The sequence below is a fragment of the Achromobacter sp. 1012554356 genome, assembly GCF_059760815.1.
This window is the reverse complement of record NZ_JCBANC010000013.1, coordinates 45,965-71,285: the sequence shown is the minus strand read 5'-3', so window position 1 is coordinate 71,285 and position 25,321 is coordinate 45,965. Positions and strand designations below refer to the sequence as shown.

Sequence of the window (25,321 nt, the reverse complement as noted above, 5' to 3'; positions counted from 1 at the left end):
CATGCAGTCCGTTGAACGCTACTTTTCCAGCAGCTACGTCCAGGCGCGCGAACGCTTCCTGGCGGCCGCCGCGCCGCTGGCCACGCAGGTTGAGTCGTACGGCATCGAGGCCGTGGGCAGCCAGGGCGAGCCGCTGGCCACCGATGTGGCGCTGATCGGCGATGCCGGTGCGCAGCGGCTCTTGATCGTGACGTCGGCCACGCATGGCGTTGAAGGCTTCTGCGGTTCGGGTTGCCAGCTTGCGCTGCTGGATGACGCGCCCATGCTGGACCGCGCGCGGCAGGCGGGCGTGGCGCTGCTGCTGGTGCACGCCGTGAACCCCTACGGCTTTTCGTGGATCGCACGCACCGACGAGGGCAACGTCGACCTGAACCGCAATGCCCAGCCCTTCGACGGCCGCGCGCTACCGGCCAATCCCGGCTATGGCGAGATCCACGAGTTGCTGTTGCCGCGGGACTGGCCGCCCACCGAGCAGAACCGTCAGGCCATCGCCCGCCACATTGAAACGCACGGCCTGGCGGCCACGACGCAGGCGGTATCGCGCGGACAGTACACGCATCCGGATGGCCTGTTTTATGGGGGCGCGCGCCATTCGCCGTCGCTGCTGACATTGCGCGACATCCTGCGCACCCACGCCAGCCGCCACGCGCACATCGGCTGGATCGACGTGCACACGGGCCTCGGGCCGCGCGGTCACGGCGAAAAGATCTACGCCGGCCGGCGCGACGACGCGGAAGTGGCGCGCGCGCGGCGGTGGTGGGGCAGCGATATCGCCGTGCCGTATCAGGGCAGCTCGGCCTCGGTGGACATCACCGGCCATCTCGCCGGCCTTATCTACGACGCCTGCCCCAAGTCTGAACCCACGCTGATGGCGCTGGAGTTCGGGACCAAGCCGTGGGAGGAGGTGGTGCACGCGCTGCGGGGACGCAATTGGCTGCGTGCGCATCCCGACGCCCGCGATGCCTTGCAACAGGACATCCTGCAGGCCACGCGCGACGCGTTCTATTGCGGGCAGGAAGATTGGCAAGGCATGGTGCTGGGGCAGAGCCGGGTCGCGGTGCTGCAAGCGGTGTGCGGCCTGCAGGCCGCCGGGTAGCTGCGCGCGGCGCGATGGGTTGCACCTGCTGCAGCGTTGCGCCACGGTGGGTTGCACCGCTGATAGGGCTACCGCAGGGATAACCCGCGAGTTTTGGCGCGCCGTGGGTTATCCCTAGTTGAGCCGGGCAGCAACCGGCCGATATGCTTTGGTTAACCGTAGAGACCGCAGAGTCTTCGGAGGAGTTTCAAACCAAGCCGGCAGTTGCTGAAAGGAACCGGATTTGCATAATGCGCCTCCTTTGGACTCAGCCGTCGCAGCCTCGCGGGAAAAGCCATTGCGCGTGATCCCGTGGGCCACGTGGCTGCACCGCGTTTTCGTGGTTCTCATGTATGCGTTCATGCTCAGCCCCATCGTGCTGGTGGTCTGGCTGAGCTTCTTCAAGGACGCCATCCTCTATTTCCCGCCCTCGGGCTACACGCTCTCCTGGTACGTCAAGGCCTGGGAGAACCCCGCGTTCGCCAACGGCTTCATCTTCAGCCTGCAGGTGTCGCTGGTGGCCGCGTTCATCGGCGTGACGATGGGCGTGCTGGCGGCGGTTGCGATTGCGCGCTACCGCTTTACCGGCAGCAAGGGCGTCAATACGCTGCTGCTGTCGCCGCTGCTGATCCCGGGGATCGTCGCGGGCGTGGCCGTCTATCTCTTTTACCTGCGCGCTGAAAACGTGCTGGATCAGGACCTCGTCGGCACGTTCGGGGGCCTCGTCATTGCGCACGTGTGTCTCACCATTCCATGGACCGTGCGGCTTGTGACGGCGGGCATGGCCGGGCTGGACGGCTCCATCGAGGAAGCCGCGCGCAACCTGGGAGCAAGCGCGCCCAAGGCCTTCATGCGCGTGACGCTGCCGATGCTGCGCCCGTCCATCGTCGCCGCGGCGCTGTTCAGTTTTGTCGTGTCGTTCGAGAACCTGGAGCTGTCCCTGTCTCTGGTCGGGCCGGGGCGCACCACGCTGCCGATCGCGATCATGCAGTACCTCGAATTCAACCTGGACCCGACCATCGCGTCGGTCGCCTCGGTGCAAATCCTGCTGTTGGGCATCATCATGCTTGTGACCGACCGCTATGTGAAACTCAGTCAGGTGGTGTAAGAAATGGCGAAGGTCTCAATCGAAAACATCCGCAAGCAGTTCGGCGCGGCGGTCGCGGTGTCGGATTTTTCCCTGGAGATTGCCGAAGGCGAACTGGTCACCTTTCTGGGACCCAGCGGCTGCGGCAAGACGACCACGCTGCGCATGATTGCCGGCTTCATCACGCCGACGTCGGGACGCATCCGCATTGGCGAAACCGACGTGACGCGGCTGCCGGTGCACAAGCGCGACACCGGCATGGTGTTCCAGCGCTACGCGCTGTTTCCGCACATGACGGTGGCCGAGAACGTGGCGTTCGGCCTGGAAATGCACAAGGTGCCCAAGGCCGACCGCGATGCGAAGATCCGGCGCGTGCTGGACATGGTGCGCATGACGGAATTGCGCGACCGCTATCCGCGCCAGTTGTCCGGCGGCCAGCAGCAGCGCGTGGCGATTGCGCGCGCGCTGGCGATCGAACCCAAGGTGTTCCTGCTGGATGAACCGTTGTCCAACCTGGATGCCAAGTTGCGCCTGGAAGTGCGCGAGGAGATCCGTGCGCTTCAGCGTCGCCTGGGCTTGACCACCGTGTTCGTGACGCACGATCAGGAAGAGGCGCTGGCGATCGCGGACCGCATGGCCATCATGCACGACGGCATCGTGCAGCAGGTCGGCGCGCCCGACACGCTGTACGAACGGCCCGCCAATCTGTTCGTCGCGGACTTCCTGGGCAAGATGAATGTCTTCACGGGTCGCGGCCAGGCCGACGATCAGTTTGAAACCAAGGCCGGCCAGCGCATCGCGGCGCCGGGCGGCGGCAATGCCACCCACGTGGGCGTGCGGCCGGAGCGCGTGCGTCTGCAGGCGCAGCCCTCGGGCGGCAATGCGCTGCCCGGCGTGATCGAGTCGTCGTTGTACCTGGGATCGGTGCTGGAGGTGCGGGTGCAGCTCGATGGCGGCGACCGCATGATCAGCCAGATCGTCAATGCCGGCACGCGCGCCGCGCCGCCCGCCGCCGGCGAGCGCGTGTATGCGTGTTTCGAACCCGACGACTGCGTCGCCTTCACGCAATAGGAGGCGCGATGACGACCGCAACGCAGGACGGACGCCCCAGCCGCTGGCTGGGCCCGGGACTGGCCTTTCCGGCCTCGCTGGTGGTGCTGGTGATCATCATGATCCCCATCCTTCAGCTGGCGCGCTACAGCTTCAATCATTTCGACCCGGTCGAGATGATGCAGACCGCCTTCACGTTCGAGAACTACGCCAAGTTCTTTGGCGACCCCTATTACCGCGACATCTTCTTCACCACGCTGGGTATTGCGGCGCTGTGCACGGTGCTGGCGCTGGTGCTGGGCTTTCCGGTTGCGTACTTCCTGGCGCGCACGCAGAGCCGGTACAAGAGCCTGTTCGTGATCCTGCTCGTGTTTCCGCTGATGGTGGGCAACGTGGTGCGCGCGGCCGGCTGGATGGTGGCGCTGGGCAACGCGGGCGTGGTCAACGCCGTGTTGCAGGGACTGGGCATCATCGACAAGCCGCTGACGCTGATGTACACGCCGACGGCGGTGGTGATCGGCACCACTGCGGTGGTCATGCCGTACCTGATCCTGACGCTGCAAAGCGTGCTGGAAGGCATGGACCTGTCGGTGGAAGAAGCCGCGCGCAACGTGGGCGCCAGCTTCTTCACCACCTTCCGCCGCATCGTGCTGCCGATCGCCGCGCCCGGCGTGGCGGCGGGCACGATGCTGGTGTTCATTCTGTGCATGAATGCGTACGCCACGCCGGTGCTGCTGGGCGGTTCCGGCCTGACCATGATGGCGCCCGCGCTGTACGACCAGATCACCAAGGCCTCGAACTGGCCGTTCGGCGCTGCGCTGGCCGTCATTCTGGTCTGCGGCACGCTCATCATCGCGCTGCTCTCCAACTGGCTGATCCATCGGCGCTACATCAAGACCATGGCCTCCTGATCTAGACATCCTTCCAAGGAAATTCTCATGTCCGCTGTGCTGTTCAAAAACGCGAACCTGCTCGATCCCCTGCAGTCCGAGCTGCTGGAGGGACACCATGTGCTGGTGGAGGAGGGCGTCATCAAGGAAGTGTCGGACAAGCCGATCAGCGCGTCCTCGGCGCGCGTGATCGACGCCGCGGGCCGCACGCTGATGCCGGGTCTGATCGACCTGCACGTGCACGTGCTGGCCACGCAGTTGAACCTGAGCACGCAGGGCGTCCTGCCCGACGCGCTGGTGATGATGCGCGCGGTGCCCATCATGGCCGCCATGCTGCGCCGGGGCTTCACCACGGTGCGCGATGCGGGCGGCGCGGGCTGGGGCCTGAAGTGCGCGGTCAACGAAGGCACGGTCAAGGGGCCGCGCCTCTTCATCTCGGGCCGCGCCATCAGCCAGACGGGCGGCCACGGCGATCCGCGTCCGCGCTCGGACCACCTGCGTCCCATGAGCTTCTGCGGCTGCTGCTTCCGCGCCGGCGACATCGGCCGTGTGGCGGATGGCATCGACGACGTGCGCAAGGCCGTGCGCCAGGAACTGCAGATGGGCGCGGACCAGATCAAGATGATGGCCTCGGGCGGCGTGGCGTCGCCTACGGATCCCATCGCGTCCTTCGGCTATTCGGAAGAAGAGATTCGCGTCATCGTCGACGAGGCGGCAAGCCGCCAGACCTACGTCATGGCGCATTCCTATACCGCCGACGCGATCGAGCGCGCCATCCGCAACGGCGTGCGCACCATCGAGCACGGCAACCTGGTCGACGAGCGCGTGGCGCGCTTCATGGCCGAGAAGGGCGCGTTCGTGGTGCCGACGCTGGTGACCTACGAGGCCCTGGCAAACGAAGGCGCCGATTACGGCCTGCCCGCGGACTCCGTCGCCAAGATCGCGACGGTGCGCACCGCCGGCCTGCATTCGCTGGAAATCTACAAGAAGGCTGGCGTGAAGATCGGCTACGGTTCCGACCTGCTGGGGCCGTCCCAGCGCCTGCAAAGCGACGAGTTCCGCATCCGCCGCGAGGTGCTGTCCGCCCAGGAAGTCATCCAGTGCGCCACCACGACGGCGGCCGAAGTGCTGAACCAGGTGGGCCAACTGGGCCGCATCCAGGAAGGCGCGCTGGCGGACGTGCTGCTGGTGGACGGCAATCCGTACCGCGACCTGTCGTGCCTGCTGGGTCAGGGCGAGCACATCGGCCTGATCATGAAGGGCGGCGTCATCGAACACAACGAGCTGGGAGTCTAGGGGCCATGAGCGATCCCACGTTTTCGCAATCGGAAGTTGGCGAAGAATCGCGCGACGTCAACGCGGCCAAGGGCTGGCATCCGCCCTCGGCGCCCGCGCCGCGTGACCGGGGGCTCGGGCCGTTTCCGCGGCTGATCCTGCGCGGGGCCACGATCATCGACGGCACCGGCGCGCCGCCCTGGGGGCCGGTCGACATCGTGATCGAGAACGATCGCATCACGGCGCTGGTCAATGTGGGCACGCCGCACAAGGCCATCGACCCGAAGCGCCGGCCCGGCCCGGGCGACCACGAGATCGACTGCCACGGCAAGTTCGTCACGCCGGGCTTCGTGGACGCGCACGCGCACATTGGCACGCCGTATCACGCCATGAGCGGCATCGTGCCGCCCGCCGACTACATCTACAAGCTATGGCTGGCGCATGGCGTCACCACCGTGCGCGAGATGGGCGCGATGGGCGGCCTGGGCTGGACGATGGAACAGCGCGAGCTGTCCGCCTCCAACCGGATCGCCGCGCCGCGCATGATCGTGCATTCCGTGTTCCCGGCGGTGAACGATCGCGTCAAGACCATCCACACGCCCGAACAGGGCCGCGAGTGGGTGCGCAAGCTGGCCGCGCGCGGCGCGGACGGCATCAAGTTCTTTGGCGCGCCGCCCGCCATCATGGAAGCGGCGCTGGACGAGGCGGCCAAGGTGGGCCTGCGCTCGGGCTGCCATCACGCCCAGATGGCGGTGACGCGCGTGAACGCGATGAAGTCCGCGCGCTGGGGCCTGACCAGCTCCGAGCACTATTACGGCCTGCCAGAAGCCCTGTTTGAAGACCGCGTCGTGCAATCCTTTCCCACGGACTACAACTACAGCGACGAGTATTACCGCTTTGCGGTGGCGGGCCAGACCTTCATGCAGGCCGCGCAGCCGGGTTCGGCCAAGTGGCGTCAGGTCATGGACGAGTTCCTGGAACTGGGCCACACCTTCGTGCCGACCTTCAACATCTACGACGCCAACCGCGACCTGATGCGCGCGCGCCGCGCGGACTGGCACGACGAATACACCTGGAAGGCCGTGTGGCGCTACTTTCAGCCGCAGCGCGGCGGCCACGGCGCCTACTGGTATCGCTGGAGCACCACCAACGAGATCGAGTGGAAGCAGAACTACCGGCTGTGGATGCAGTTCATCAACGAATACAAGAACCTGGGCGGACGCGTCTGCGCGGGTAGCGATTCGGGCTTTATCTATCAGATCTACGGTTTTGGCTTCGTCCGCGAATTGGAACTGCTGCAGGAAGCGGGCTTTCATCCCATCGAGGTCCTGCGCGCGGCCACGTCGCACAGCGCGGCGCTGCTGGGCATCGATGACGATACCGGCTCCATCGACGTGCAAAAGCGCGCCGACCTGCTGATCCACGACCAGAATCCGCTGACCGACTTCAAGCTGCTGTTCGGCACGGGCGCCATGCGCCTGAACGACGACACCGCGAAGGTCGAGTGGCAGCGCTGCCTGCAGACCACCATCAAGTCGGGCGTGGTGTACGACACCGCCGAGCTGCTGGCCGACGTGCGCGCGATGGTCCGCGACAGCTGGGCCGACGTCCCGGACGGCGAGCGTCCGCCGACCGGCGGCGCACCGTCGGGATCGCCGTGCGACACGGGCGAGGATGCAAGCTGATGGCCATCGACCTGTTCCTGTTGTGCGGGTTTCTGGGCAGCGGCAAGACCACGCTGCTGGTGGACTACCTGCGCGATCCGGCATCGCGGGACACGGGCGTGATTGTCAATGAGGCCGGCGAGGTCGGCGTTGATGGGGCCATCGTGGCCAACGACAGCGACAACGTGCCGATGACCTTGATGGCCAATGGCTGCGTGTGCTGCTCGCTGCGCAGCGACCTGGTCTACACGCTGAGCGCGTTGCTGGAAGCGCCCCGGCCCGAGGGCGAGGGCCCCTTGCAACGCGTCATCCTGGAATGCAGCGGGCTGTCGCGGCCGGGCCCGATCATCGCGTCGCTGGCGGACCCCGAGCTGGCCAGCCGAGGCCTGCGGCTGACGGTGGTCTGCACCGACGATTGCGCGCGCGATCCCGATGCGCTGGCCGAGATGGACGAGGCCATGGCGCAGTTCGGCGCGGCGCATCGCATCGTGTTGACCAAGACCGATCTGCTGCCGGCCGTTCCCGGTGCGCTGGGCGCTCGCGCGGCGCGCGCCGAGGCGCTGAATCCGCTGGCCGCCGTTGTCGCGGAGCCGGATCGCAGCCGCGCCGTGCAGGCCGCCTTCGCGCCATCGCAAGGCACGTCCGATCTGGCGGGGCTGGCGGCGCGGATGTTGACGGCAGGCGGGCAGGGGGCGGCGCATCCGCGCATCCGCGTGATGGCGGCGCGCGCGCAGGCCGGCATCAGCTGGACCGATTTTTCCGAATGGCTGGACAACCTGGCCGGCCTGTGCGGCGACCGCCTGCTGCGCGTGAAGGCCGTGGTGCGCGTCAGCGATTGCGAGGAGCCCATCTTGATCCAGTCGGTCGGCTCGACCTTCAGCCTGCCGCAGCGGCTGACGCGGCAGCCCGACGCGCGCGACGCGATCATCGTGATTGCGCGCGACATCGAGGCCGAAGAAATCCGCGCCTCCGCGCCGCATGCGCTGGTCGACATGCTGGTCTGAATTCCTTTGAACCCAAGGTCGCGCGGCCAGACTGGCCTGCCGCGCGGTGCATCGTAGCTAGTCGTCAGTTCCCTTCGATACGAGGTTGTCATGCAAGAGAAAAACCTGAATCGCCGTGGCTTCATCAAGACCGCCTCCGGCCTGGCGCTTGCGCCCGCCCTGGGCTGGCTGCCCGGCATGGCCCACGCCGCCGAAAAGGAAATCGTGGTCGGCACCTGGGGCGGCGATTACCAAAATCTGCTGCAGCAGATCATCAACCCCATCGTCGCCAAGCAGGACGTGAAGGTGGTCTACGACACGGGCAATGCCGTGGGCCGGGTCACCAAACTGCGCGCCGAAAAGAACTCGCGCCGCGGCAGCATGGATGTGGCGCTGCTGGGTGAAGTCGACATGTATGACGCCGAGCGCTCCGGCACGCTGGAGCCCGTGGACGTCAAGAAGCTGCCCAACCTGGCCAATGCCATCGACACGCTGAAGACGCCGTACTCGATTCCGCACATCTTCAGCGCGATGACGCTGGTCTACAACACCGAGAAATTCCCGACGCCGCCCGATTCGCTGCAGGTGTTGCTGGATCCCAAGTGGAAGGGCCAGGTCGGCTTTTCCGACATTCTCTACCTCTACAACTCGGTCTTCGTGGGCCTGGGCGCGGACGGCACCACCAAGGATTTTGATGGCGGCAAGCGGTTCCTGGCCAAGCTCAAGCCCAACGCGCCCCGCATCTACCCGTCCAATGAAGCCGTCGCGGCCGCCTTCAAGTCCGGCGAGATCGCGATCGCCGTCATGTGGAAGGCGCGCGCGCTGCAATGGAAGGACAGCGGGCTGCCGCTGGGCTTCGTTATCCCGAAGGAAGGGTCGGTGCCGGTGTCGTTTGAAGCCGCCGTTGCCAAGAACAGCCGCAACAAGGATGCGGCGTGGGCCTACCTGAACGCCATGCTCGATCCCCAGGGCCAGATCGGCTTTGCCGAAAAGATGGGCTATGCGCCTACCGTGACCAACGCGTCGCTGCCGGAGGCGTTGAAGCGCGTGGGCTTCTCGGACGCCGAGGTCAAGCTGCTGCACGCATATGACCTGAAGGCGCTGACCGAAAAGAAGGCGGACATGCTGGAGTTCTGGAACAAGGAGTTCAAGGCGGGATGATCGCGGGCGGGGCGCCGTGCCCCGCATTGCACCACTGACCGCGTCACCGAAGCGCGATTCCTGCAGGGGAACCGCGCTTTGTCGTTTCTGGATGACGGTGCATGGGCGATGAAATGTTATATCATCCGGCTGCTGGTTTGTAATGATATAACATCCGAGAGAGTAAAGATGAACAGTAAGAAGCTGGGGATGGGGAAAGCGCCGCTAGTGTGCTCGTTGATGCTGATGGCGCCCGTCGCCCAGGCGCAGACCGAAGGCGAGGCACGCACGCAGACCGTGGCGCCGATCACGGTCTCCGCGAATCCGCTGGGTCTGGACCTGAACAGCACCACGCTGCCGGCCTCGGTGCTGGAAGGCGATGCGTTGATCGAGCAGCGCAACGGCACGCTGGGCGAAACGCTGAAGAACCTGCCGGGCGTCAATAGCGACACGTTCGGCGGCGGTGCCAGCCGGCCGGTAATCCGCGGACAGACCGCGCCGCGCGTGAAGGTGCTGTCCGATGGGTCCGAAGTGATGGACGCCTCGGCCATCTCCCCCGACCATGCTGTCACCGTCGAGCCCCTGCTGGCCGACCGCATCGAAGTGCTGCGCGGCCCGGCCACGCTGCTGTACGGCGGCGGCGCGATCGGCGGCGTGGTGAACGTGGTGGACAAAAAGATCCCGACCGAAGTGCCGGAAAAGGGCATCGCGGCCGAAGCGGAACTGCGCGGCGCCACCGGCACCAAGGAGCGCGCCGGCGCGGTGGGCATCACGGCGGGCGAAGGCCAGTTCGCGGTGCGGGTCGAAGGCATGAAGCGGCGCACCAGCGACTACGACGTTCCCGATTGGCCCGGCGGCAAGCTGGAAGGCTCGTACAGCGAGTCGACGCAGGGCTCGGTGGGCATGTCGTGGATCACGCCGCGCGGCTATGTGGGCGTGGCGTTCACGCATCTGCAAAGCGAATACGGTCTGCCCGGCCACAACCACGAATACGAAGGCTGCCACCCGCACGGCACGCATCTGCACTGCGGCGGCCATGACCATGATCATGGGGACGAAGGCGAGGAAGGCCACGACCACGATCACGAGCATGGCGGCGTTCCCTACGTGAAGTTGCGCAGCAACCGGATGGATCTGCGCGCCGAGTATCAGGATCCGTTTGCCGGCTTCGAGAAGATCCGCTTCCGCGGCGGCCTGACGGATTACCAGCACGACGAGATCGAGGGCGGCGAGGTCGGCACGCGCTTCAAGAACAAGGGCTACGACATGCGGGTGGAGCTGCAGCACAAGCCCATCGCCGGCTGGCGCGGCGTGATCGGCCTGCAGAACGCGTACAGCGATTTCAGCGCCGAAGGCGAAGAAGCGTTCCTGCCGCCCAGCAAGACCCGCTCGACCGGGGTGTTCCTGCTGGAGGAATACCAGTTGAACGATTGGCGCTTCGAACTGGGCGCGCGCCAGGATTGGCAGCGCGTGTCGCCGTCGGGTGGCGCGTCGCGCAGCAGCCTGTCGGGCACGTCGCTGTCGGCCGCCGCGATCTGGGACTTTGCGCCGCAGTATTCCGTGGCGCTGTCGCTGTCGCGCTCGCAGCGCCTGCCCAACGCGCAGGAGCTTTATGCGGATGGTATCCACATCGCCACCAATACGTATGAACTGGGCAACCCGGACCTGACGCGTGAAACGTCGCACAACATCGACCTGACCTTGCGCAAGCATTCGGGCGACACGACGTTCTCGGCCAGCGTGTTCCACAACCGCGTGAAGAACTACATCTACGCCAACACGCTGGACCGCTACGAGGACTTCCGCCTGATCGAATACACGCAGCAGGACGCGGAGTTCACGGGTGTGGAAGGCGAGCTGCGGCACCAGTTCACGCCGATCTTCTCGGCGGCGGTGTTCGGCGACTACGTGCGCGGCAAGCTGACGGGTGGCGACGGCAATCTGCCGCGCATTCCGGCCGGGCGCGCGGGCGTGCGGGGCAACTTCAAGTGGCAGCAGTGGTCGGGCGGCGTCGAATACGCACGCGTGTTCGCGCAGAAGGACATCGCGGCCTATGAAGACACCACGCCGGGCTACAACATGGTCAACGCGGTGGTCGCGTATCGCGGCCAGTACGGCGCCACCGGCTACGAGGTCTTCCTGCGCGGCACCAACCTGCTGAACAAGCTGGCTTACAACCACGCCTCGTTCATCTCGACGGTTGCGCCGCTGCCCGGCCGCAGCGTGCTGCTGGGCGTGCGCATGACGTACTGACCGGGTTGGGGGCGGCGCTGGCCTGTGCTATTTTCGGCAGGTGCCGCCGTCCGCGGCGGCACCTCGCGCCAGGAGCCCGCCATGCTGAAGTTCGCCGCCAATCTGTCGATGATGTACACGGAACATGCGTTCCTGGACCGTTATGCGGCGGCCGCGGCCGACGGCTACGCGGGCGTGGAGTGCATGTTTCCGTATGAAGCGCCCGCGGCGTTCGTGCGCGAGCGCATGGATGCCGCCGGGGTGGCGCAGGTGCTGTTCAACGCGCCGCCCGGCATCACCGCGCAGGGCGATCGCGGGCTGGCGGCGCTGCCGGGCCGGCAGGCCGAGTTCCAGGCCGGCATCGAGCAGGCGCTCTCGTATGCCACCGCTTTATCTTGTTCCAATGTGCATGTGATGGCGGGCGTTGCGCCGCCCGATGCATCGCGCGAGGCGATGCTGGACTACTATCACGCCAATCTCGACTGGGCCGCCCGTGAGGCGCGCTCTGCCGGCGTCACGCTGCTGATCGAGCCGATCAACACGCGCGACATCCCTGGCTATTTTCTGAACCGCCAAGAGGACGCACATGCCGTCGTGCAGGCGGTCAACGCGCCCAACCTGAAGGTGCAGATGGACCTGTACCACTGCCAGATTGTCGAGGGCGACGTCACCGCCAAACTGCGCGAGTACCTGCCCACCGGGCGCGTGGGCCACCTGCAGATCGCCGGTGTGCCGCTGCGCCAGGAGCCGGACCGGGGCGAACTCGACTATGGCTGGATCTTCGGCGTGCTGCGCGAATTGCAGTACACCGGCTGGATCGGTTGCGAGTACCGTCCCGCAGGTTCCACGTCAGCCGGCTTGCGCTGGCTGAGCGCGGCGCGCGCCTGATCGGCAACAATCGGCGTATTTGAAGTTCAAAAGGAGTGAGCGTCATGTTCCAGGGCATGCTGCGCATGCTGTTTTCGGCGGCGCTGGCCGCGGCCATGCCAGCCGCGTCGTGGGCGGCCGACTATCCCGATCGGCCCATCCGGTGGCTGGTGCCGTTCAGCGCGGGGGGCGGGAGCGATCTGGCGACCCGCATCGTGGCCCGCCATGTCGGCGAGACGCTGGGGCAGCCGGTGGTGGTCGAGAACCGTCCGGGCGCCGCCACCATCGTCGCCGCGCAAGAGGCCGCGCGCGCCCAGCCGGACGGTTACACGGTGCTGACCGCGGGTATGAGCACGCTGGCGCTCAACCCGTGGCTGTACAACGATCTGCCTTACGATCCGCAGAAAAACCTGACGCCGGTGTCCACGCTGGTGGCGCTTCCCATCGTGCTGGTGGCCGCGCCGGACTCGGGTCTGCACACGCTGGACGACGTCAAGACGTACCTGAAACGCGAGCCGCGCGGCAGCTATGCATCGCTTGGCGTGGGCAGTCCGCATCATCTGGCGATGGAACTGTTCATGGAAACCGTTGGTGGCCGTGCGACGGCGGTGCCGTACAAAGGGTCGCCGCCCGCGCTCCAGGATGTGGCCGCTGGCGTGGTGCCGCTGATGATGGCGGACCTTGCCGCCGCCCGCCCGCTGATCCAGGCGGGCAGGCTGCGCGCGATTGCCGTGCCGTCCGCCAACAGGTCCGCGCAATTGCCGGGCGTGCCGACCTTTGCCGAGGCGGGCGGTCCGATCTTCGAGGCGGCGGCCTGGCAGGGCGTGGTCGCGCCGGCCGGGACGCCCGCACCCATCGTTGAACAGCTCAGCCAGGCGATCCGGCAAGCGCTGGAATCGCCGGACGTCGTCAAGCAACTGACGCTGCAGGGCATGGAGCCGGCCGGCAGCACGCCCGACGCCTTTCGTGCCTATGCGCGGCAGGAGCACCAGCGTTGGGGCGCTGTCATCCAGGGCAAGGGGCTTTCCGCGGAATAGGGCGCCGGGGTAACAGCGGCCGGGTAACAGCGGCGGCAAGGTGTAACGCGGGCGTGCACGGCGGCTGCGCGGGCGTACGATAAAACAATGCGCATCCGGCCCGGACCGCGGGCGAGGAGACTGCCATGTCTTTGATCGTAGCTGCCCGCTTCGAGGGCTTCGAAGCCGCCAAGGCCGCCGCCAGCCGCCTTGCCACCAGCGGCTTTCCCGACTGGGATATCCATACCTTCTACGTCAATCCCGCCGGCGAGCACGGCCGCTTTCCGTATGGCGGCGACCGGCGTTCCGATCCGGACGCGGGGCGCGCCGACATGGGCGCCTATCTGGGCGCCGGCGGCGTGGGGGCCGTATTTGCGGTGTTCGGCGGATTCGTCGCGGCGGAACTCAGCGACTCCACGGCCGCAATCCTGGCCGCGGCGGGTGTCGGTGCGTATCTCGGGTCGCTGTTTGGCGCGCTCTGGGTGACGGGTCACGGCACCACGCAGCACGGCCACTTCAATCCCGATTCCCATGCCGAGATCCGCCAGGCCGGCGTCATGGTCGCCGTGCGGGTCCGGCCGCAGCGCGAGTTGCTGGCATGCCGCATCCTGCGCGATGCCGGCGGCGCCGACGTGGAACATGCCAACGGCCGCTGGCGCAACAACCATTGGGAAGACTTCGACCCGCTATCGCTGCCGCAGCGCGAGGCGGGCTTTGGTTAATGGCGAGCTGGCGCGATTTGCTGCGAAGGTGTCTGACACCCTTTGAGATGCTGCTGCGAACTGACGAGCCTCTTCCCAGGGTGTCAGACACCTGGTGAGACACCGTCCGTCTGATCAATCTGGCGCGGGGACCGGCGCCTTGCGGCTGCGCTGCGCCGTCGCGGCGCAGCCGGCGGACGCAACGATGATGCCGAGAATCGCCAGCCATTGCGTCTGCGACAGGTGTTCGTTCAAGACCACGACCCCGGCCAGCGCGCCCATCGCGGGCTCCATGCTGAGCAGCACCCCGAAGGTCTTTTGGGGCAGCCGCCGCAGCGCCACCATTTCCAGCGAATACGGCAGTGCGCTGGACAGGATGCCGACGGCCACGCCGGCCAGGATCAGCTTGGGATCCAACAGCGCCATGCCCGCGTGGGCTGCGCCGACGGGCAGGGCGACCATCGCGGCCGCCAGCAGGCCCAGCGACGTGGCCTGGCCGCCGTGCACGTTGCCGGCCATCTTGCCGAAGATGATGTACAGCGCCCAGCACACGGCAGCGCCCAGCGCGTACGCGATGCCCTGCGGATCGAGGTCGTGGACGGACTGGCCGGTGGGGATGAGCAGAATCAGGCCGGCCAGCGCGCAGGCGATCCACACAAAGTCGATGGCCCGCCGGGACAGCACGACAGCCAGCGTCAGCGGTCCCGTGAATTCGATGGCGATGGCAATACCCAGCGGCAGGGTCTTGAGCGCCATGTAGAACAGCAGGTTCATGCACGCCAGCGTCACGCCGTACAGGGCGATCTTCGCGGCGTTGCGGCGCGTCAGCGGAAAGCGCCACGGCCGCCAGAAGGCCAGCAGGATGATGGCGCCGATGACGATGCGATACGCGGTGGTGCCCTGCGCGCCCACTTCCGGAAACAGCGATTTCGCGAACGACGTGCCCACGCACAGCGAGGCCATGGCGCCGATCAGCGACAAGGTGGGAAGCAGGGTGGACGCGGCGCTGTTGTGTCCGTTGTTCAAGGTGGCGGCAGTCATGGAAGGACGGGGCTTGTGAAATAACGCTTGTGCTGGGGTGATTCGGCGCGGGGGCGGACGGTCAGGGTTGCGGATTCATCGCCGTGGATACCAGCACGTAGATCGCCAGCCCCAGCATGATCGCGCCCAGAATGCCTTGCTGCGCGCGCAGGAACCACGGATTGCGCGCGACCCAGCCGCGGATGCGTGACGCGCCGTACGCAAAGCAACTGCCGTAGGGCAGGCTGAGCGCCTTCATCGTCACGCCCAGCACCAGCATCTGGATCCAGACCGGGCCATTGTCCGGCGAAGTGAACTGCGGCAGGAAGGCGATCATGAATAGCAGCACCTTCGGATTGAGCAGGTTGGTGATGAAGCCCTGCCAGAAGGCGTCGCGCGCGTCGCCCGGCCGGGCCGCCAGCGACACTTCGGCGGCGTTCGCGCACCGGATCATCGCCTTGACGCCCAGGTAACCCAGATACAGGCCGCCCGCGGCTTTGATGCCCACGAAAAGCGTGGGGAAGGTCCGCAGCACGGAGGCCAGTCCCAGCACGACAGCCGGAACCTGGATGAAACCGGCGGCCACGTTGCCCAGCACGCTATGGAAGGCGGGACGAAACCCTTGCGTCATGCCGCGCGACAGCGTGAGGGCCATGTCGGGGCCGGGCGTGAGCTTCAAGGCCGCATCGGCGGCCAGGAAAAGCAGGAAAAGCTGGAGTGAGGGCATTGCGGGGTGCAGCGTGGAAATTCCCGGCGGCGCGGGCTGAGGGCTCCCAGTGTAAGCAAGCCGCTTGAATAATTCCTGCGTCCGGCACGCTCGAAATGAAGTTTCCCGTCGAATTCGCGACGGTTCGCATCGCGGCCGCGATTAGAATCAACCGATACCCGCCTTCCGCGCCACTCTCCATCCGCACACGCGTTCCGAGCGCCTTATGGAACTAGACGATTTCGACCTGCAGATCCTGCAAAGCCTGCAGGAAGACAACCAGCGCACCAGCCAGGACGTCGCGCAACGCGTGAACCTGTCGCCGGTGTCCTGCCTGCGCCGCATGAAGCGGCTGCGCGAATCCAAGGTGGTGACGGCGGACGTGTCGGTGGTCGATCCCGCCGCGGTCGGGCGCGGAATCACGATGGTGGTGCTGGTATCGCTGGAAAGCGAGCGCGCCGACAAGCTCGACCATTTCAAACGCGCCATGCAGACCGCGCCCGAAATCATGCAGTGCCTGTCGGTGACGGGCGAAGTCGATTTCGTACTGACGCTCACCATGCGCGACATGGCCGAGTATGAAGTGTTTGCGCAGCGCCATTTCTGGGGCAATCCGAATGTGAAGCGGTTTTCGACGCTGGTGGTGATGAGCCGGGTGAAGAATGGGCTGACGGTGCCGGTGACGGTTCCCGCCTGACGGCGGGAGTGCCGGTTCACCCCGGATGCGGGGCGTCCGGTCCAGGCGGCCTGGCGTCGAATAAGGTTCGGCTCGCCTCCTCCGACACGCTGCGCAAATGCAGATCCCGCTGCGGAAAGGGAATCTGGATGCCCGCCTCCCGCAGCGCGTCGTACATCCGCGCCATCATGTCGCTGCGGATCTCGATCCAGCGGTCAAAGTCGTACGTCCACGCCCGCAAGCTGAAATCCAGCGTGCTGGCGCCGAATCCCATGAACAGCACCATCGGCGCGGGCTCGGTCACCACGCCCGGCGTCTGCCGCGCCACGCCATCCAGCAGTTCCAGCACCTGCCTCGGATCGGTGCCGTAGGCCAGTCCGATGCTGACCTCGATACGACGGCTGCGGTCCAGCATGGTCCAGTTGGTGAGCTTCTCGGACAGCAGCGTGCCGTTCGGCACGATCACGTCGGCGCCTTCAAAGGTCTTGATGCGCGTGGCGCGCATGCCGATGTCGCGCACCTGACCCGACGTGCCGCTGATCTCCACCACGTCGCCCGGCTGGATCGGCCGCTCGAACATCAGGATCAGCCCGGACACGAAGTTGTTCACCACACCCTGCAGGCCGAAGCCGATGCCCACGCCCAGGGCGCCGAACACGATGGTGAGCTGGCTGGTCTGAAACCCCGCAGCGGACAGTGCGATGCCCAGCCCCAGCAGCAGCACCAGGTAGTACGACAGCGAGGCAATGCTGTTGCCGACGCCACGCGGCAGCGACATGCGGGTCAGCACCTCGTCGTGCAGGATGATGCGGACGGCGCGGGCGGCCCAAAAGGCGATCAGCACCGAGATCGCGAAGACAAGGATGTTGCCGAGGCTGATCGAGACCTCGCCGACTTCCAGCGTGTAGGACAGCACTTGCGTCACGAAGGCGTAAGTCGAGCGCAGCACGCGGAAGCGATCCATCGTGTACACCGCCCAGCCCACGACCGCGGCAGCGCTCAATAAACGGATCAGCAGCTGGACCAGCGGCGGCGCGTGCTCGCGCGCGAGCCGGAAGCGCGAGATGCCCTGGCGCGCCAGCAATAGCTGCAGGAGGGTGATGATGACGGTGACGCCCGCGTACAGCACTAGCCCGAAGTAGCCGCTACCGATGATGCCGCTGGTCAGCATTTCGGACAGCGACACATTGCCGATCAGGTTCGCACCCAGCGACATGCACAGCAACGCAGCGGCGCCCCAGGCCACGCCGCGCAAGGCGCGCACCAGTCGCTCGGATCCGGGCGGATAGGTCTGGCGGCGCCCGCGCGCCAGCAGCCAGAGGATGGCCGCCAGGGCCGCCAACGCCGCTGCCACGGTCGACAGCCGGTAGAACAGGGTGTTGGCCAGAAACAGGAATCCCAGCCTTTCGGCCAGGAACAGGGCGGTGATGACGCGCGGCCAGTGGTCCAGATATCGGCGGCTGGCGGGCGGAAGCAGGCGCATCACCGGCACCGCTGCCAGCACCAAAGCGATCTGCTGGACCATCAACGGCGCGTCCGGCTCAAGGGCGAGCACGCCCATCATGGACAGCAAAACCCAGGTGGAGATGGGCCGGCCGAGCACGCCGGCGGCCGTTTCGCTCATGACGCCAGTGCGGATGGCGCTGCGGCTCTTGCGCGCAAGCCACAGCAGGAGCGGCAGCAGCAGCAGTTGCAAGGTGTGCAGGGCGCGCTGATTGCTGGCGCCGGCGGCGCCGTAGTCGCGCGCAAACCGGACTTCGATGTCCAGGCCTTCGCGCAGGAGATTCATGGTGTCCTGGTCGGATCTTCCGGACCAGTCCAACGCCCAAAGCGGCGGCGAATCCACACGCAGCAGCCGCGCGTCGACATAATCGATCGCCTCCATCACCTGGCGCTGACCTGCCTTGATCTGTTCCTCGATCGCGTTGGCCCGCTGCTCCAGCTCGACCTGGCGCGACAGCGGCCCGGACAGCGCCTGACTGGCCGCCGCCAGTTGCGCGATCACCGCGTCGATGCGCTCAGCCAACGCGGCAGGCAGCCCAGATGCCCCCGGCGCATCCTTGATCGCCTGCCAAGCCGTGCGCCGCCGCAGCAACTCGGCCGCATCGCTGGCGTACCACGCTGTCGCCTGCCGCATCTCGACCTGCCACCGCGCCAGCCGCCGCACATCAAAAATCCAGTGCCGCTCCAGGCTTTCGAGCCGCATGATCGGAAAGTTGCGAAGCTGCGCCGGCTGGAATTCGTAGAGCTTTTCGTCGGCGGATTTGGCGATGGCGTCCAGCGGCGGCATTAGCGCGGATACGGGATCCGCCGTGGAGGCGCGCTGCAGGACGCCTTCGGCGTAGCGCAAATCGGTGTCGGCCCGTAGCGGGATTTCGGCCATCTGGATGGCGGCGGCAGGCGGCGTCGCGGGCGCCGGCGCTTCCGCCCCAAATGCCACGCGCGCCCATCCCAGGGCCAGGCCAAAGAGGCAGAAGAGGATTCGTGCGCGGGCGCGCATATCACGACTCCGTGGTGCTGGATAGGAACGGCAGTTTGGTAAACGAATTATTGCGGTATTTCGGCATTCCACGCCATCGCGAGTTAATGCATTCGATCCAATCATCGGCCCGGCGAAGCAATCACGGCAATTATCAAAACATTTCTTGAGTTACATTAAGAAATCTATTCTGGCCCGTTTGTATCAATGTGCGTTTACTTTCATGGAGATTCGAGTGACGTTGGAACGACAAATAAATGAACTTGGCTTGTTGCGCAGTCGGGAACCACACCCGTCCGTTGAAGTGAATGCCGAAAGTCGTTACTCAGCAGGATTGGATCTGATCGATGTGCTGGAGCCAATCTTGGCCCGGTTTGCCAAGGCAAACCCGTCAGAGAAGGCGACCATCTCTTTGTACAGTGCGTTTAGCGCGAATTTCGCCGAGCCAGGCCGCTCCGACTTCCTCATCGTCCAGGGAAACACGGCATTGCTTTATGCCGTATCCGAGGCATTTGCGGCCAAAAAAGACGTCTTGTCCAGATTCGGGGATGACATTCCCCCTATCAAAGGGCAAGCGATCCTGCATTTGGAAGATGGCCGCTGCTGGCAGGTATTGGATGCGGTGACTTGGTTTTCGAATGATGAGGAAGCACCTGCGGCCGTCCAAAGCGCCAGCTCGACCGATGGTGAGTCGGAGTCGATTGATGAATTGCCAGCGGATGAGGAGGAATCTGAATGGGATTTCGCCCCTACGGATAATGGCGATGATGCGGACCTCGCCACCGTGTCGGCCCGTCGCGGACGCCTCCGTGCGGCTCGTGCCGATGCGCGAATAGGCACGATCCGTCAAACGATTGAACGCTTGTTTGGCCTCCCGGAAGGATCGGTTGCTCTATGCGGGCCTGATCGGCGAGCTTTGCGCGCGGACGCCTCCATCGGCACGCTGAGAAGGCGATGGCAGGACAAGTGACTTTTGAGCGTGATGGCCTCTGCACGGGTTGATTTCCAATGTTCGTCAACGTTTCCGAGGGCCGGCCGCGCCTTCGCGGACGATGTGAGCGCAGCCAGCTTGCATGCAAGCTTGTGCAACTGGCCGTTCTACAGATAAGCAATCGTTTAAAGTCACACGCTGAAATTAATAGCAGGTAGTAGAAGTCTATGAATCCTCAATCCCTTTCTGCATTCATCTGGTCCGTGGCGGACCTTTTGCGTGGTGACTACAAGCAATCTGAATATGGGCGCGTCATCTTGCCCTTCACCGTTCTGCGTCGGCTCGATTGCGTGTTGGCACTGACAAAGCAATCCGTTCTCGCCGAGTTCGACGCCAAGACGAAAGCGGACCTCAACCCGGATTCCTTCCTGCTACGCAAGTCGGGGACAAGCTTCTACAACACATCGCCGTTGGATCTGGAAAAGCTGCTTGGTGACCAGGACCACATCCGCCAGAACCTGTACGCATATGTCCAGGCATTCTCGCCAGCCGCGCGCGACATCTTCGAGCGCTTCGATTTCCATACTCAGGTCGAGCGCCTGGCCAAGGCCAATTTGCTTTACCTGGTCACGGAGAAATTCGTCAACATCGACCTGCACCCCTCAGTAGTCGATAACGCCAGTATGGGCCTGGTGTTCGAAGAGCTCATCCGCAAGTTCGCCGAAATCTCTAACGAGACGGCGGGGGAGCACTTCACACCACGCGAGGTCATCCGTCTCATGGTGAACCTGTTGTTCATCGAGGACGACGACGTCCTGACGCCGGGCGCCGCAGTGGTGCGCACCGTCTATGACCCGACGGCCGGCACCGGCGGCATGCTGTCGATCGCCGGTGAACACCTGCTGGCGCACAATCCGCGAGCGCGCCTGAACATGTACGGGCAGGAACTCAATGACGAGTCCTATGCCATCTGCAAAGCCGACATGCTCATCAAGGGCCAGCCGGTGGAGAACATTGTCGCTGGCAACACGCTGAGCGACGACGGTCATGCGGGTCAGAAATTCGATTACATGCTGTCCAATCCGCCCTTTGGCGTGGAGTGGAAGAAGGTAGAAAAGGCAGTTCGCCAGGAGCACGAAAACAAGGGCTTCGATGGCCGCTTCGGGCCGGGGCTGCCCCGCGTGTCCGACGGGTCCATGCTGTTCCTGATGCACCTGCTCTCGAAGATGAGCCCGGTGGTGGACGGCAAAGGTGGTAGCCGCTTCGGCATCGTCCTCAATGGCTCGCCCTTGTTTACTGGCGGCGCAGGCAGCGGCGAAAGCGAAATTCGGCGCTACGTGTTGGAGAACGACCTGGTCGAGGCAATCGTCGGCCTGCCTACCGACATGTTTTACAACACCGGGATCGCCACCTACGTCTGGATTTTGTCCAACAAGAAGCCGGCTGCCCGAAAAGGGCTTGTGCAGCTAATTGATGCCAGCAGCTTCTGGCAGAAGATGCGCAAGAGCCTGGGTAGCAAGCGCAAGGAAATGAGCGACGACCACATCGCCACGGTCACGCGGTTGTTTGGGGAGTTTGTCGAGGCTGAGTTGGTCACGGTCCTGGACGCGGCAGGGCAAGTTCAGGGCGAGTCGAAGCTTGTCATTGACGACCGCAACCTGCCGACGGCGCCCGAAGGCGGCAAGCTCAAGCGCGTACCAATTTCCCGAATTTTCAAGAACCAGGATTTCGGCTACACGACCATTACGGTGGAGCGGCCGCAGCGCGACGAGGGTGGCAACGTTGTTCTGGGCGTGAAGGGGAAACAGAAAGGAAAGCCGCAGCCGGATAGTTCGCTACGCGACACCGAGAACGTGCCGCTGGTGGAGGATATCGAAACTTACTTCGAGCGCGAAGTGCTGCCGCATGCACCCGACGCTTGGATAGATGACGCCAAAAGCAAGGTTGGCTACGAGATTCCGTTCAATCGCCACTTCTATGTGTTTGAACCACCGCGTAGCTTGCAGGCCATTGATGAAGAGCTGAAGGCAGTCTCGGCCAACATCGTGAAGATGCTGAAGGAGCTGGCGGAATGAGTTTTCCCAGATACTCCTCTTATATGGAGGTTAGTAGTTGGCTGCGACGCATACCGTCTGATTGGGCCGAGATGCGGCTCATGTCGGTCTCCACGGTCAATGCCGACGTTCTCGCCGAGTCAACTGACCCGAGTTTCGAGATAGAGTATGTCGACATCGGAAGCGTCAGCTTAGGCAAGGGGATTGAACGCACGGAGCGGATGCAGTTTGGTGAGGCCCCGTCGCGCGCTCGCCGGATGGTTCAGGACGGCGATGTGTTGATTTCCACAGTTCGCACTTACTTAAAGGCAATTGCGCCTGTCGTCAATCCGCTCGCTAATCTCGTGGTTTCTACGGGGTTTGCAGTCGTTCGTCCAAATGCGAAATTCGCGTCTGGGTTTGGCAAGTATGCACTGCAAGCAACCGGGTTTATTGACGAAGTCATTAGCCGTTCTGAGGGCGTTAGTTATCCTGCCATCAACGCCTCAGACTTAATCCGCATATGCGTACCAGTCCCACCACGCGCAGCCCAGACGGCCATCGCAAGCTTCCTCGACCGCGAAACCGCCAAAATCGACGCGCTGATTGCCGAGCAGGAAAAACTCATCGCCCTGACGGCCGAGAAGCGCCAGGCCACCATCTCCCACGCCGTCACCAAAGGCCTGGACCCCAAGGTCCCGATGAAGAATTCCGGCGTGGCGTGGCTGGAGGAGGTGCCGTCGCATTGGACGCTACCACCGCTATATCTGCGCTACAGCGCGGAACTGGGAAAGATGCTCGATGCGAGCCGCATAACGGGTGCGCACTCTGTACCCTATCTTCGCAATGTCGATGTGCAGTGGGACTCAATCAACCTTGACGAGTTGCCTTGCATGGACATCGCGCCGGGCGAATACGACAGGTACACCCTGCACGATGGCGACCTACTTGTCTGCGAAGGAGGGGAGGTTGGACGCGCGGCCGTCGCATTCGTCGGAGACGCGATTGTGGGTTTTCAGAAGGCGTTACATCGCCTTCGCGCCATTTGTCATGGCGAGCATCCCCGGTACATGTTCTATACATTTGCTTGGGCGGCGAATGCCGGCGCTTTTGCTGGCGAAGGACAGTCGACGATTGCGCACTTGACGGGCGAGCAGCTCCGCAAATATCGCTTCCCCAAACCTCCGCATGAGGAACAGGTCGAAATCGCCTCGTTCCTTGATGCTGAAATGGCGCGGCTAAAGGAATTGGCCGCGGTCGCTGCGCACGCGGTTGCGTTGCTGAAGGAACGCCGCAGCGCCCTCATCGCCGCCGCCGTCACCGGCCAAATCGACGTTCGGCACTCCTAACAAAAGTTAAAAATCTAGGTAGATGCAATGACTCACACGCTCACCGCTAAAGAACAGTCGCTCGCCAAAGTCTTCAGCGACGACTACGTATTCACTATCCCCGGCTATCAGCGGCCCTATGCTTGGGGCCGAGACCAGGCGCAGGAGCTGCTCGATGACCTTCTTGGAGCCCTAGCCGCAGCTCCGATTCAACTTAGCGAAGCAGCCCCATATTTTTTGGGCAGCATCGTGCTCATCAAGTCCGAGTCCACCCCTGAAGCTACCGTCGTGGATGGCCAGCAGCGGCTGACGACCTTGACGTTGTTGCTGTCCGCCATCCGAGCCACGGTCGCTGATGACGAACTGCAGAAGGACATCACCGGCTGCATCTATGAAAAGGGTAACTTGGTCAAGGGTACACAGGCCCGTTATCGTCTGCTTTTGCGCGAGCGCGACCGAGACTTCTTCCGTCAGTACGTGCAACACGAAAACGGTCTGCAGGCATTGGCCCTGGTCAACACTCCTCTATCCGAGGCGCAAAGCCGCTTGCGTGCTAACGCCCAGGTGTTCGCGGACGGGCTTGCCAAGCTGTCCCAGGCGGAACTGGTGCGTCTGGTGCAGTTCGTCATCACACGGTGCTACCTCGTGACCGTAGCAACGCCAGACCTGGATTCCGCGTATCGCATTTTCGGGGTGCTGAACAGCCGCGGCTTGGATCTGAGTGCCACCGACATCCTTAAAGCCGAAATCATCGGCGGCATTGCGCCCGCATTGCGTGATGCTTACACAAAAAAATGGGAAGACGAAGAAGATGCCCTCGGCCGAGACGAGTTCGGCGACCTGTTCAGCCACATTCGAATGGTCTATCGCAAAGCCAAGCCGCAGGGCACGCTGCTCAAGGAATTCAAGGAACATGTTGTTCCGGTCAAGCAGCCGCAGACCTTTGTGGAGGAGGTCTTGCTACCCATGGCCCGAGCTTTCAGCGAGCTGCGCGATGCCGACTATGCCAGCACGCACCACGCTGAGCAGGTGAATGAGTGCCTCCGGTGGCTGAACCGCTTGGAGTTCAAGGACTGGGTGCCCCCTGCGTTGGCCTTCTTCGTTCGGAATCGCCAACGTCCCATGGCCGTGCTGGGCTTCTTCGGCGATTTGGAACGGCTGGGCTACTCGATGCTGGCGCGCAAGACTGGCGTCAACGATCGCATCGAGCGGTTTTCGGCTCTGACTAAGGGCATTGAGGCGGGGATGGACTTGTCGCTTGCGACTTCCCCGCTGCAGTTGTCCCAAGAGGAGCAACATCAGACTTACTCTGCGCTTAGCGGTCCGCTGTATGAGACCCATTCGTCGCGCGCATTGGCTTTGCTGTTGCTGCGGGTTGACAACCTATTGTCCGATGGCAGTGCCAGTTACCAGCATGACGTGATCTCTGTCGAACATGTCATGCCTCAACAGCCAGCGCCGAATAGCCAGTGGGCCACGTGGGTTCCAGACAAGGCTGCGCATCAATTGTGGGTTCATCGACTTGGCAATCTCGCCCTACTGAGCCGGAGGAAGAACAGCGCGGCTAGCAACCGCGACTTTGGCTGGAAGAAGTCGGCCTATTTCACCAAGGGCGGAACAAGTGCGTTTGCGCTGACCACGCAGGTTCTGCAGCACGACAACTGGACCGCCGATGTCATGCAGCATCGTCAGGAAACTCTGCTTGCCAGGCTGGAGACACATTGGCGCCTTCAGGATCGCAAGAGTAAGGCGGCGCTTGCCGAAGCCTTGATGGCGGAACTGGAGGATGCCGGTGACGCCGCAGTCTTCGAGCTTGAAAGCTCACGCCATGGCATCGCCGCCGCAGCCAGGGAGAACGGCGCAGATTTCACCGTCCTGGCTGGGTCGCAAGCTAAGCTCGAGTGGTCTGGTCAGGCGCATTCCTACCTTCAGTTGCGTGAAGACTTGCGAAGTTCGGGAGCTCTCAAGACGTCCTCCGACGGAACTCATTTGGTCTTCACTAGCGACACAGATTTCAAGAGCCCGAGCGCGGCATCGGCCACTATCCTCGGACGCACGGACAACGGCCGAATCACCTGGCGGTTGAAGGGGACCACCATCACATACGCGGCTTGGCAGGACAATCTGCCCGGAAACCAAGCGGCTTCGGGCCGCTCCGAGGTCTGAGT

Annotated in this window: 20 protein-coding genes; 17 read left to right on the top strand and 3 right to left on the bottom strand. The window is 64.3% G+C overall.

Annotated elements, in window-relative coordinates; genetic code table 11:
• The first annotated feature begins 1 nt into the window (after nt 1).
• The 12 genes from AC6LJW_RS08830 to AC6LJW_RS08775 all read left to right on the top strand — a co-directional run bounded on the left by AC6LJW_RS08830 (nt 2) and on the right by AC6LJW_RS08775 (nt 14,001).
• A complete protein-coding gene (locus AC6LJW_RS08830) occupies nt 2-1,096 on the top strand; it encodes a M14 family metallopeptidase (protein ID WP_498086994.1) in 1,095 nt (364 codons plus the stop codon).
• A gap of 277 nt (nt 1,097-1,373) precedes the next feature.
• Entirely contained in the window at nt 1,374-2,183 is an 810-nt protein-coding gene (locus AC6LJW_RS08825) for an ABC transporter permease (protein WP_156395064.1), read from the top strand.
• A 3-nt stretch (nt 2,184-2,186) separates the two neighbouring features.
• On the top strand, nt 2,187-3,233 hold the full coding sequence (locus AC6LJW_RS08820) for an ABC transporter ATP-binding protein (RefSeq protein WP_056559864.1): 1,047 nt from the start codon (nt 2,187-2,189) through the stop codon (nt 3,231-3,233).
• 8 nt (nt 3,234-3,241) lie between these two features.
• The gene (locus AC6LJW_RS08815) at nt 3,242-4,123 is read left to right on the top strand and encodes an ABC transporter permease (protein ID WP_056559862.1); all 882 of its coding nucleotides are present in this window, start codon (nt 3,242-3,244) and stop codon (nt 4,121-4,123) included.
• Between the two features lie 27 nt (nt 4,124-4,150).
• Nucleotides 4,151-5,398: a metal-dependent hydrolase family protein gene (locus tag AC6LJW_RS08810; protein ID WP_056559860.1), complete on the top strand. Its 1,248-nt coding sequence runs from the start codon at nt 4,151-4,153 to the stop codon at nt 5,396-5,398.
• Between the two features lie 5 nt (nt 5,399-5,403).
• Nucleotides 5,404-7,062, top strand: a complete 1,659-nt coding sequence (locus AC6LJW_RS08805) for an amidohydrolase family protein (protein WP_498086993.1) — start codon at nt 5,404-5,406, stop codon at nt 7,060-7,062.
• A complete protein-coding gene (locus AC6LJW_RS08800) occupies nt 7,062-8,045 on the top strand; it encodes a CobW family GTP-binding protein (RefSeq protein WP_498086992.1) in 984 nt (327 codons plus the stop codon). The genes AC6LJW_RS08805 and AC6LJW_RS08800 overlap by 1 nt, the downstream gene beginning before the upstream one ends.
• Before the next feature lie 90 nt (nt 8,046-8,135).
• The gene (locus tag AC6LJW_RS08795) at nt 8,136-9,185 is read left to right on the top strand and encodes an ABC transporter substrate-binding protein (RefSeq protein ID WP_498086991.1); all 1,050 of its coding nucleotides are present in this window, start codon (nt 8,136-8,138) and stop codon (nt 9,183-9,185) included.
• A 219-nt stretch (nt 9,186-9,404) separates the two neighbouring features.
• Nucleotides 9,405-11,417 carry a TonB-dependent receptor domain-containing protein gene (locus AC6LJW_RS08790; protein WP_156395167.1) on the top strand — a complete coding sequence of 671 codons (2,013 nt, stop codon included), beginning with the start codon at nt 9,405-9,407 and terminating at the stop codon, nt 11,415-11,417.
• An 81-nt stretch (nt 11,418-11,498) separates the two neighbouring features.
• Nucleotides 11,499-12,284, top strand: coding sequence for a 2-oxo-tetronate isomerase (otnI, locus tag AC6LJW_RS08785; RefSeq protein WP_056559851.1), 786 nt, complete (start codon nt 11,499-11,501; stop codon nt 12,282-12,284).
• A 44-nt stretch (nt 12,285-12,328) separates the two neighbouring features.
• The gene (locus tag AC6LJW_RS08780; protein WP_056559849.1) at nt 12,329-13,300 is read left to right on the top strand and encodes a Bug family tripartite tricarboxylate transporter substrate binding protein; all 972 of its coding nucleotides are present in this window, start codon (nt 12,329-12,331) and stop codon (nt 13,298-13,300) included.
• 125 nt (nt 13,301-13,425) lie between these two features.
• Nucleotides 13,426-14,001 (top strand): hypothetical protein, encoded by a 576-nt coding sequence (locus AC6LJW_RS08775; RefSeq protein ID WP_427986082.1) that lies wholly within the window; start codon nt 13,426-13,428, stop codon nt 13,999-14,001.
• 114 nt (nt 14,002-14,115) lie between these two features.
• On the opposite strand, the gene AC6LJW_RS08770 is transcribed toward AC6LJW_RS08775, so the two are convergent.
• Both AC6LJW_RS08770 and AC6LJW_RS08765 read right to left on the bottom strand, forming a co-directional pair.
• Nucleotides 14,116-15,021, bottom strand: a complete 906-nt coding sequence (locus AC6LJW_RS08770) for an EamA family transporter (protein WP_056559845.1) — start codon at nt 15,019-15,021, stop codon at nt 14,116-14,118.
• 61 nt (nt 15,022-15,082) lie between these two features.
• The gene (locus AC6LJW_RS08765) at nt 15,083-15,727 is read right to left on the bottom strand and encodes a LysE family translocator (protein ID WP_082578768.1); all 645 of its coding nucleotides are present in this window, start codon (nt 15,725-15,727) and stop codon (nt 15,083-15,085) included.
• A 205-nt stretch (nt 15,728-15,932) separates the two neighbouring features.
• Here AC6LJW_RS08765 and AC6LJW_RS08760 point away from each other — a divergent pair, with 205 nt between their 5' ends.
• Complete coding sequence (locus tag AC6LJW_RS08760) at nt 15,933-16,403, top strand: Lrp/AsnC family transcriptional regulator (protein ID WP_498086990.1); 471 nt, start codon at nt 15,933-15,935, stop codon at nt 16,401-16,403.
• Between the two features lie 16 nt (nt 16,404-16,419).
• Here AC6LJW_RS08760 and AC6LJW_RS08755 read toward each other — a convergent pair whose 3' ends face one another.
• On the bottom strand, nt 16,420-18,882 hold the full coding sequence (locus tag AC6LJW_RS08755; RefSeq protein WP_498086989.1) for a mechanosensitive ion channel family protein: 2,463 nt from the start codon (nt 18,880-18,882) through the stop codon (nt 16,420-16,422).
• Between the two features lie 145 nt (nt 18,883-19,027).
• Here AC6LJW_RS08755 and AC6LJW_RS08750 point away from each other — a divergent pair, with 145 nt between their 5' ends.
• The 4 genes from AC6LJW_RS08750 (at nt 19,028) to AC6LJW_RS08735 (ending at nt 25,319) form a co-directional block, all read left to right on the top strand.
• Complete coding sequence (locus tag AC6LJW_RS08750; protein WP_498086988.1) at nt 19,028-19,831, top strand: hypothetical protein; 804 nt, start codon at nt 19,028-19,030, stop codon at nt 19,829-19,831.
• A 188-nt stretch (nt 19,832-20,019) separates the two neighbouring features.
• Nucleotides 20,020-21,867: a type I restriction-modification system subunit M gene (locus tag AC6LJW_RS08745; protein ID WP_498086987.1), complete on the top strand. Its 1,848-nt coding sequence runs from the start codon at nt 20,020-20,022 to the stop codon at nt 21,865-21,867.
• 80 nt (nt 21,868-21,947) lie between these two features.
• Nucleotides 21,948-23,174: a restriction endonuclease subunit S gene (locus AC6LJW_RS08740; RefSeq protein ID WP_498086986.1), complete on the top strand. Its 1,227-nt coding sequence runs from the start codon at nt 21,948-21,950 to the stop codon at nt 23,172-23,174.
• A gap of 27 nt (nt 23,175-23,201) precedes the next feature.
• The gene (locus tag AC6LJW_RS08735; protein WP_498086985.1) at nt 23,202-25,319 is read left to right on the top strand and encodes a DUF4357 domain-containing protein; all 2,118 of its coding nucleotides are present in this window, start codon (nt 23,202-23,204) and stop codon (nt 25,317-25,319) included.
• The last annotated feature ends 2 nt before the right edge of the window (nt 25,320-25,321 follow it).

What these genes read in the sequence shown, in the direction of transcription:
- AC6LJW_RS08740 (WP_498086986.1), top strand. Translation starts at nt 21,948, where the DNA reads ATGTCGGTCTCCACGGTCAATGCCGACGTTCTCGCCGAGTCAACTGAC.
- AC6LJW_RS08830 (WP_498086994.1), top strand. Translation starts at nt 2, where the DNA reads ATGCAGTCCGTTGAACGCTACTTTTCCAGCAGCTACGTCCAGGCGCGC.
- AC6LJW_RS08810 (WP_056559860.1), top strand. Translation starts at nt 4,151, where the DNA reads ATGTCCGCTGTGCTGTTCAAAAACGCGAACCTGCTCGATCCCCTGCAG.
- AC6LJW_RS08815 (WP_056559862.1), top strand. Translation starts at nt 3,242, where the DNA reads ATGACGACCGCAACGCAGGACGGACGCCCCAGCCGCTGGCTGGGCCCG.
- AC6LJW_RS08790 (WP_156395167.1), top strand. Translation starts at nt 9,405, where the DNA reads ATGCTGATGGCGCCCGTCGCCCAGGCGCAGACCGAAGGCGAGGCACGC.
- AC6LJW_RS08805 (WP_498086993.1), top strand. Translation starts at nt 5,404, where the DNA reads ATGAGCGATCCCACGTTTTCGCAATCGGAAGTTGGCGAAGAATCGCGC.
- AC6LJW_RS08780 (WP_056559849.1), top strand. Translation starts at nt 12,329, where the DNA reads ATGTTCCAGGGCATGCTGCGCATGCTGTTTTCGGCGGCGCTGGCCGCG.
- AC6LJW_RS08765 (WP_082578768.1), bottom strand. Translation starts at nt 15,727, where the DNA reads ATGCCCTCACTCCAGCTTTTCCTGCTTTTCCTGGCCGCCGATGCGGCC.
- AC6LJW_RS08775 (WP_427986082.1), top strand. Translation starts at nt 13,426, where the DNA reads ATGTCTTTGATCGTAGCTGCCCGCTTCGAGGGCTTCGAAGCCGCCAAG.
- otnI (WP_056559851.1), top strand. Translation starts at nt 11,499, where the DNA reads ATGCTGAAGTTCGCCGCCAATCTGTCGATGATGTACACGGAACATGCG.
- AC6LJW_RS08795 (WP_498086991.1), top strand. Translation starts at nt 8,136, where the DNA reads ATGCAAGAGAAAAACCTGAATCGCCGTGGCTTCATCAAGACCGCCTCC.
- AC6LJW_RS08755 (WP_498086989.1), bottom strand. Translation starts at nt 18,882, where the DNA reads ATGCGCGCCCGCGCACGAATCCTCTTCTGCCTCTTTGGCCTGGCCCTG.
- AC6LJW_RS08735 (WP_498086985.1), top strand. Translation starts at nt 23,202, where the DNA reads ATGACTCACACGCTCACCGCTAAAGAACAGTCGCTCGCCAAAGTCTTC.
- AC6LJW_RS08820 (WP_056559864.1), top strand. Translation starts at nt 2,187, where the DNA reads ATGGCGAAGGTCTCAATCGAAAACATCCGCAAGCAGTTCGGCGCGGCG.
- AC6LJW_RS08745 (WP_498086987.1), top strand. Translation starts at nt 20,020, where the DNA reads ATGAATCCTCAATCCCTTTCTGCATTCATCTGGTCCGTGGCGGACCTT.
- AC6LJW_RS08760 (WP_498086990.1), top strand. Translation starts at nt 15,933, where the DNA reads ATGGAACTAGACGATTTCGACCTGCAGATCCTGCAAAGCCTGCAGGAA.
- AC6LJW_RS08800 (WP_498086992.1), top strand. Translation starts at nt 7,062, where the DNA reads ATGGCCATCGACCTGTTCCTGTTGTGCGGGTTTCTGGGCAGCGGCAAG.
- AC6LJW_RS08770 (WP_056559845.1), bottom strand. Translation starts at nt 15,021, where the DNA reads ATGACTGCCGCCACCTTGAACAACGGACACAACAGCGCCGCGTCCACC.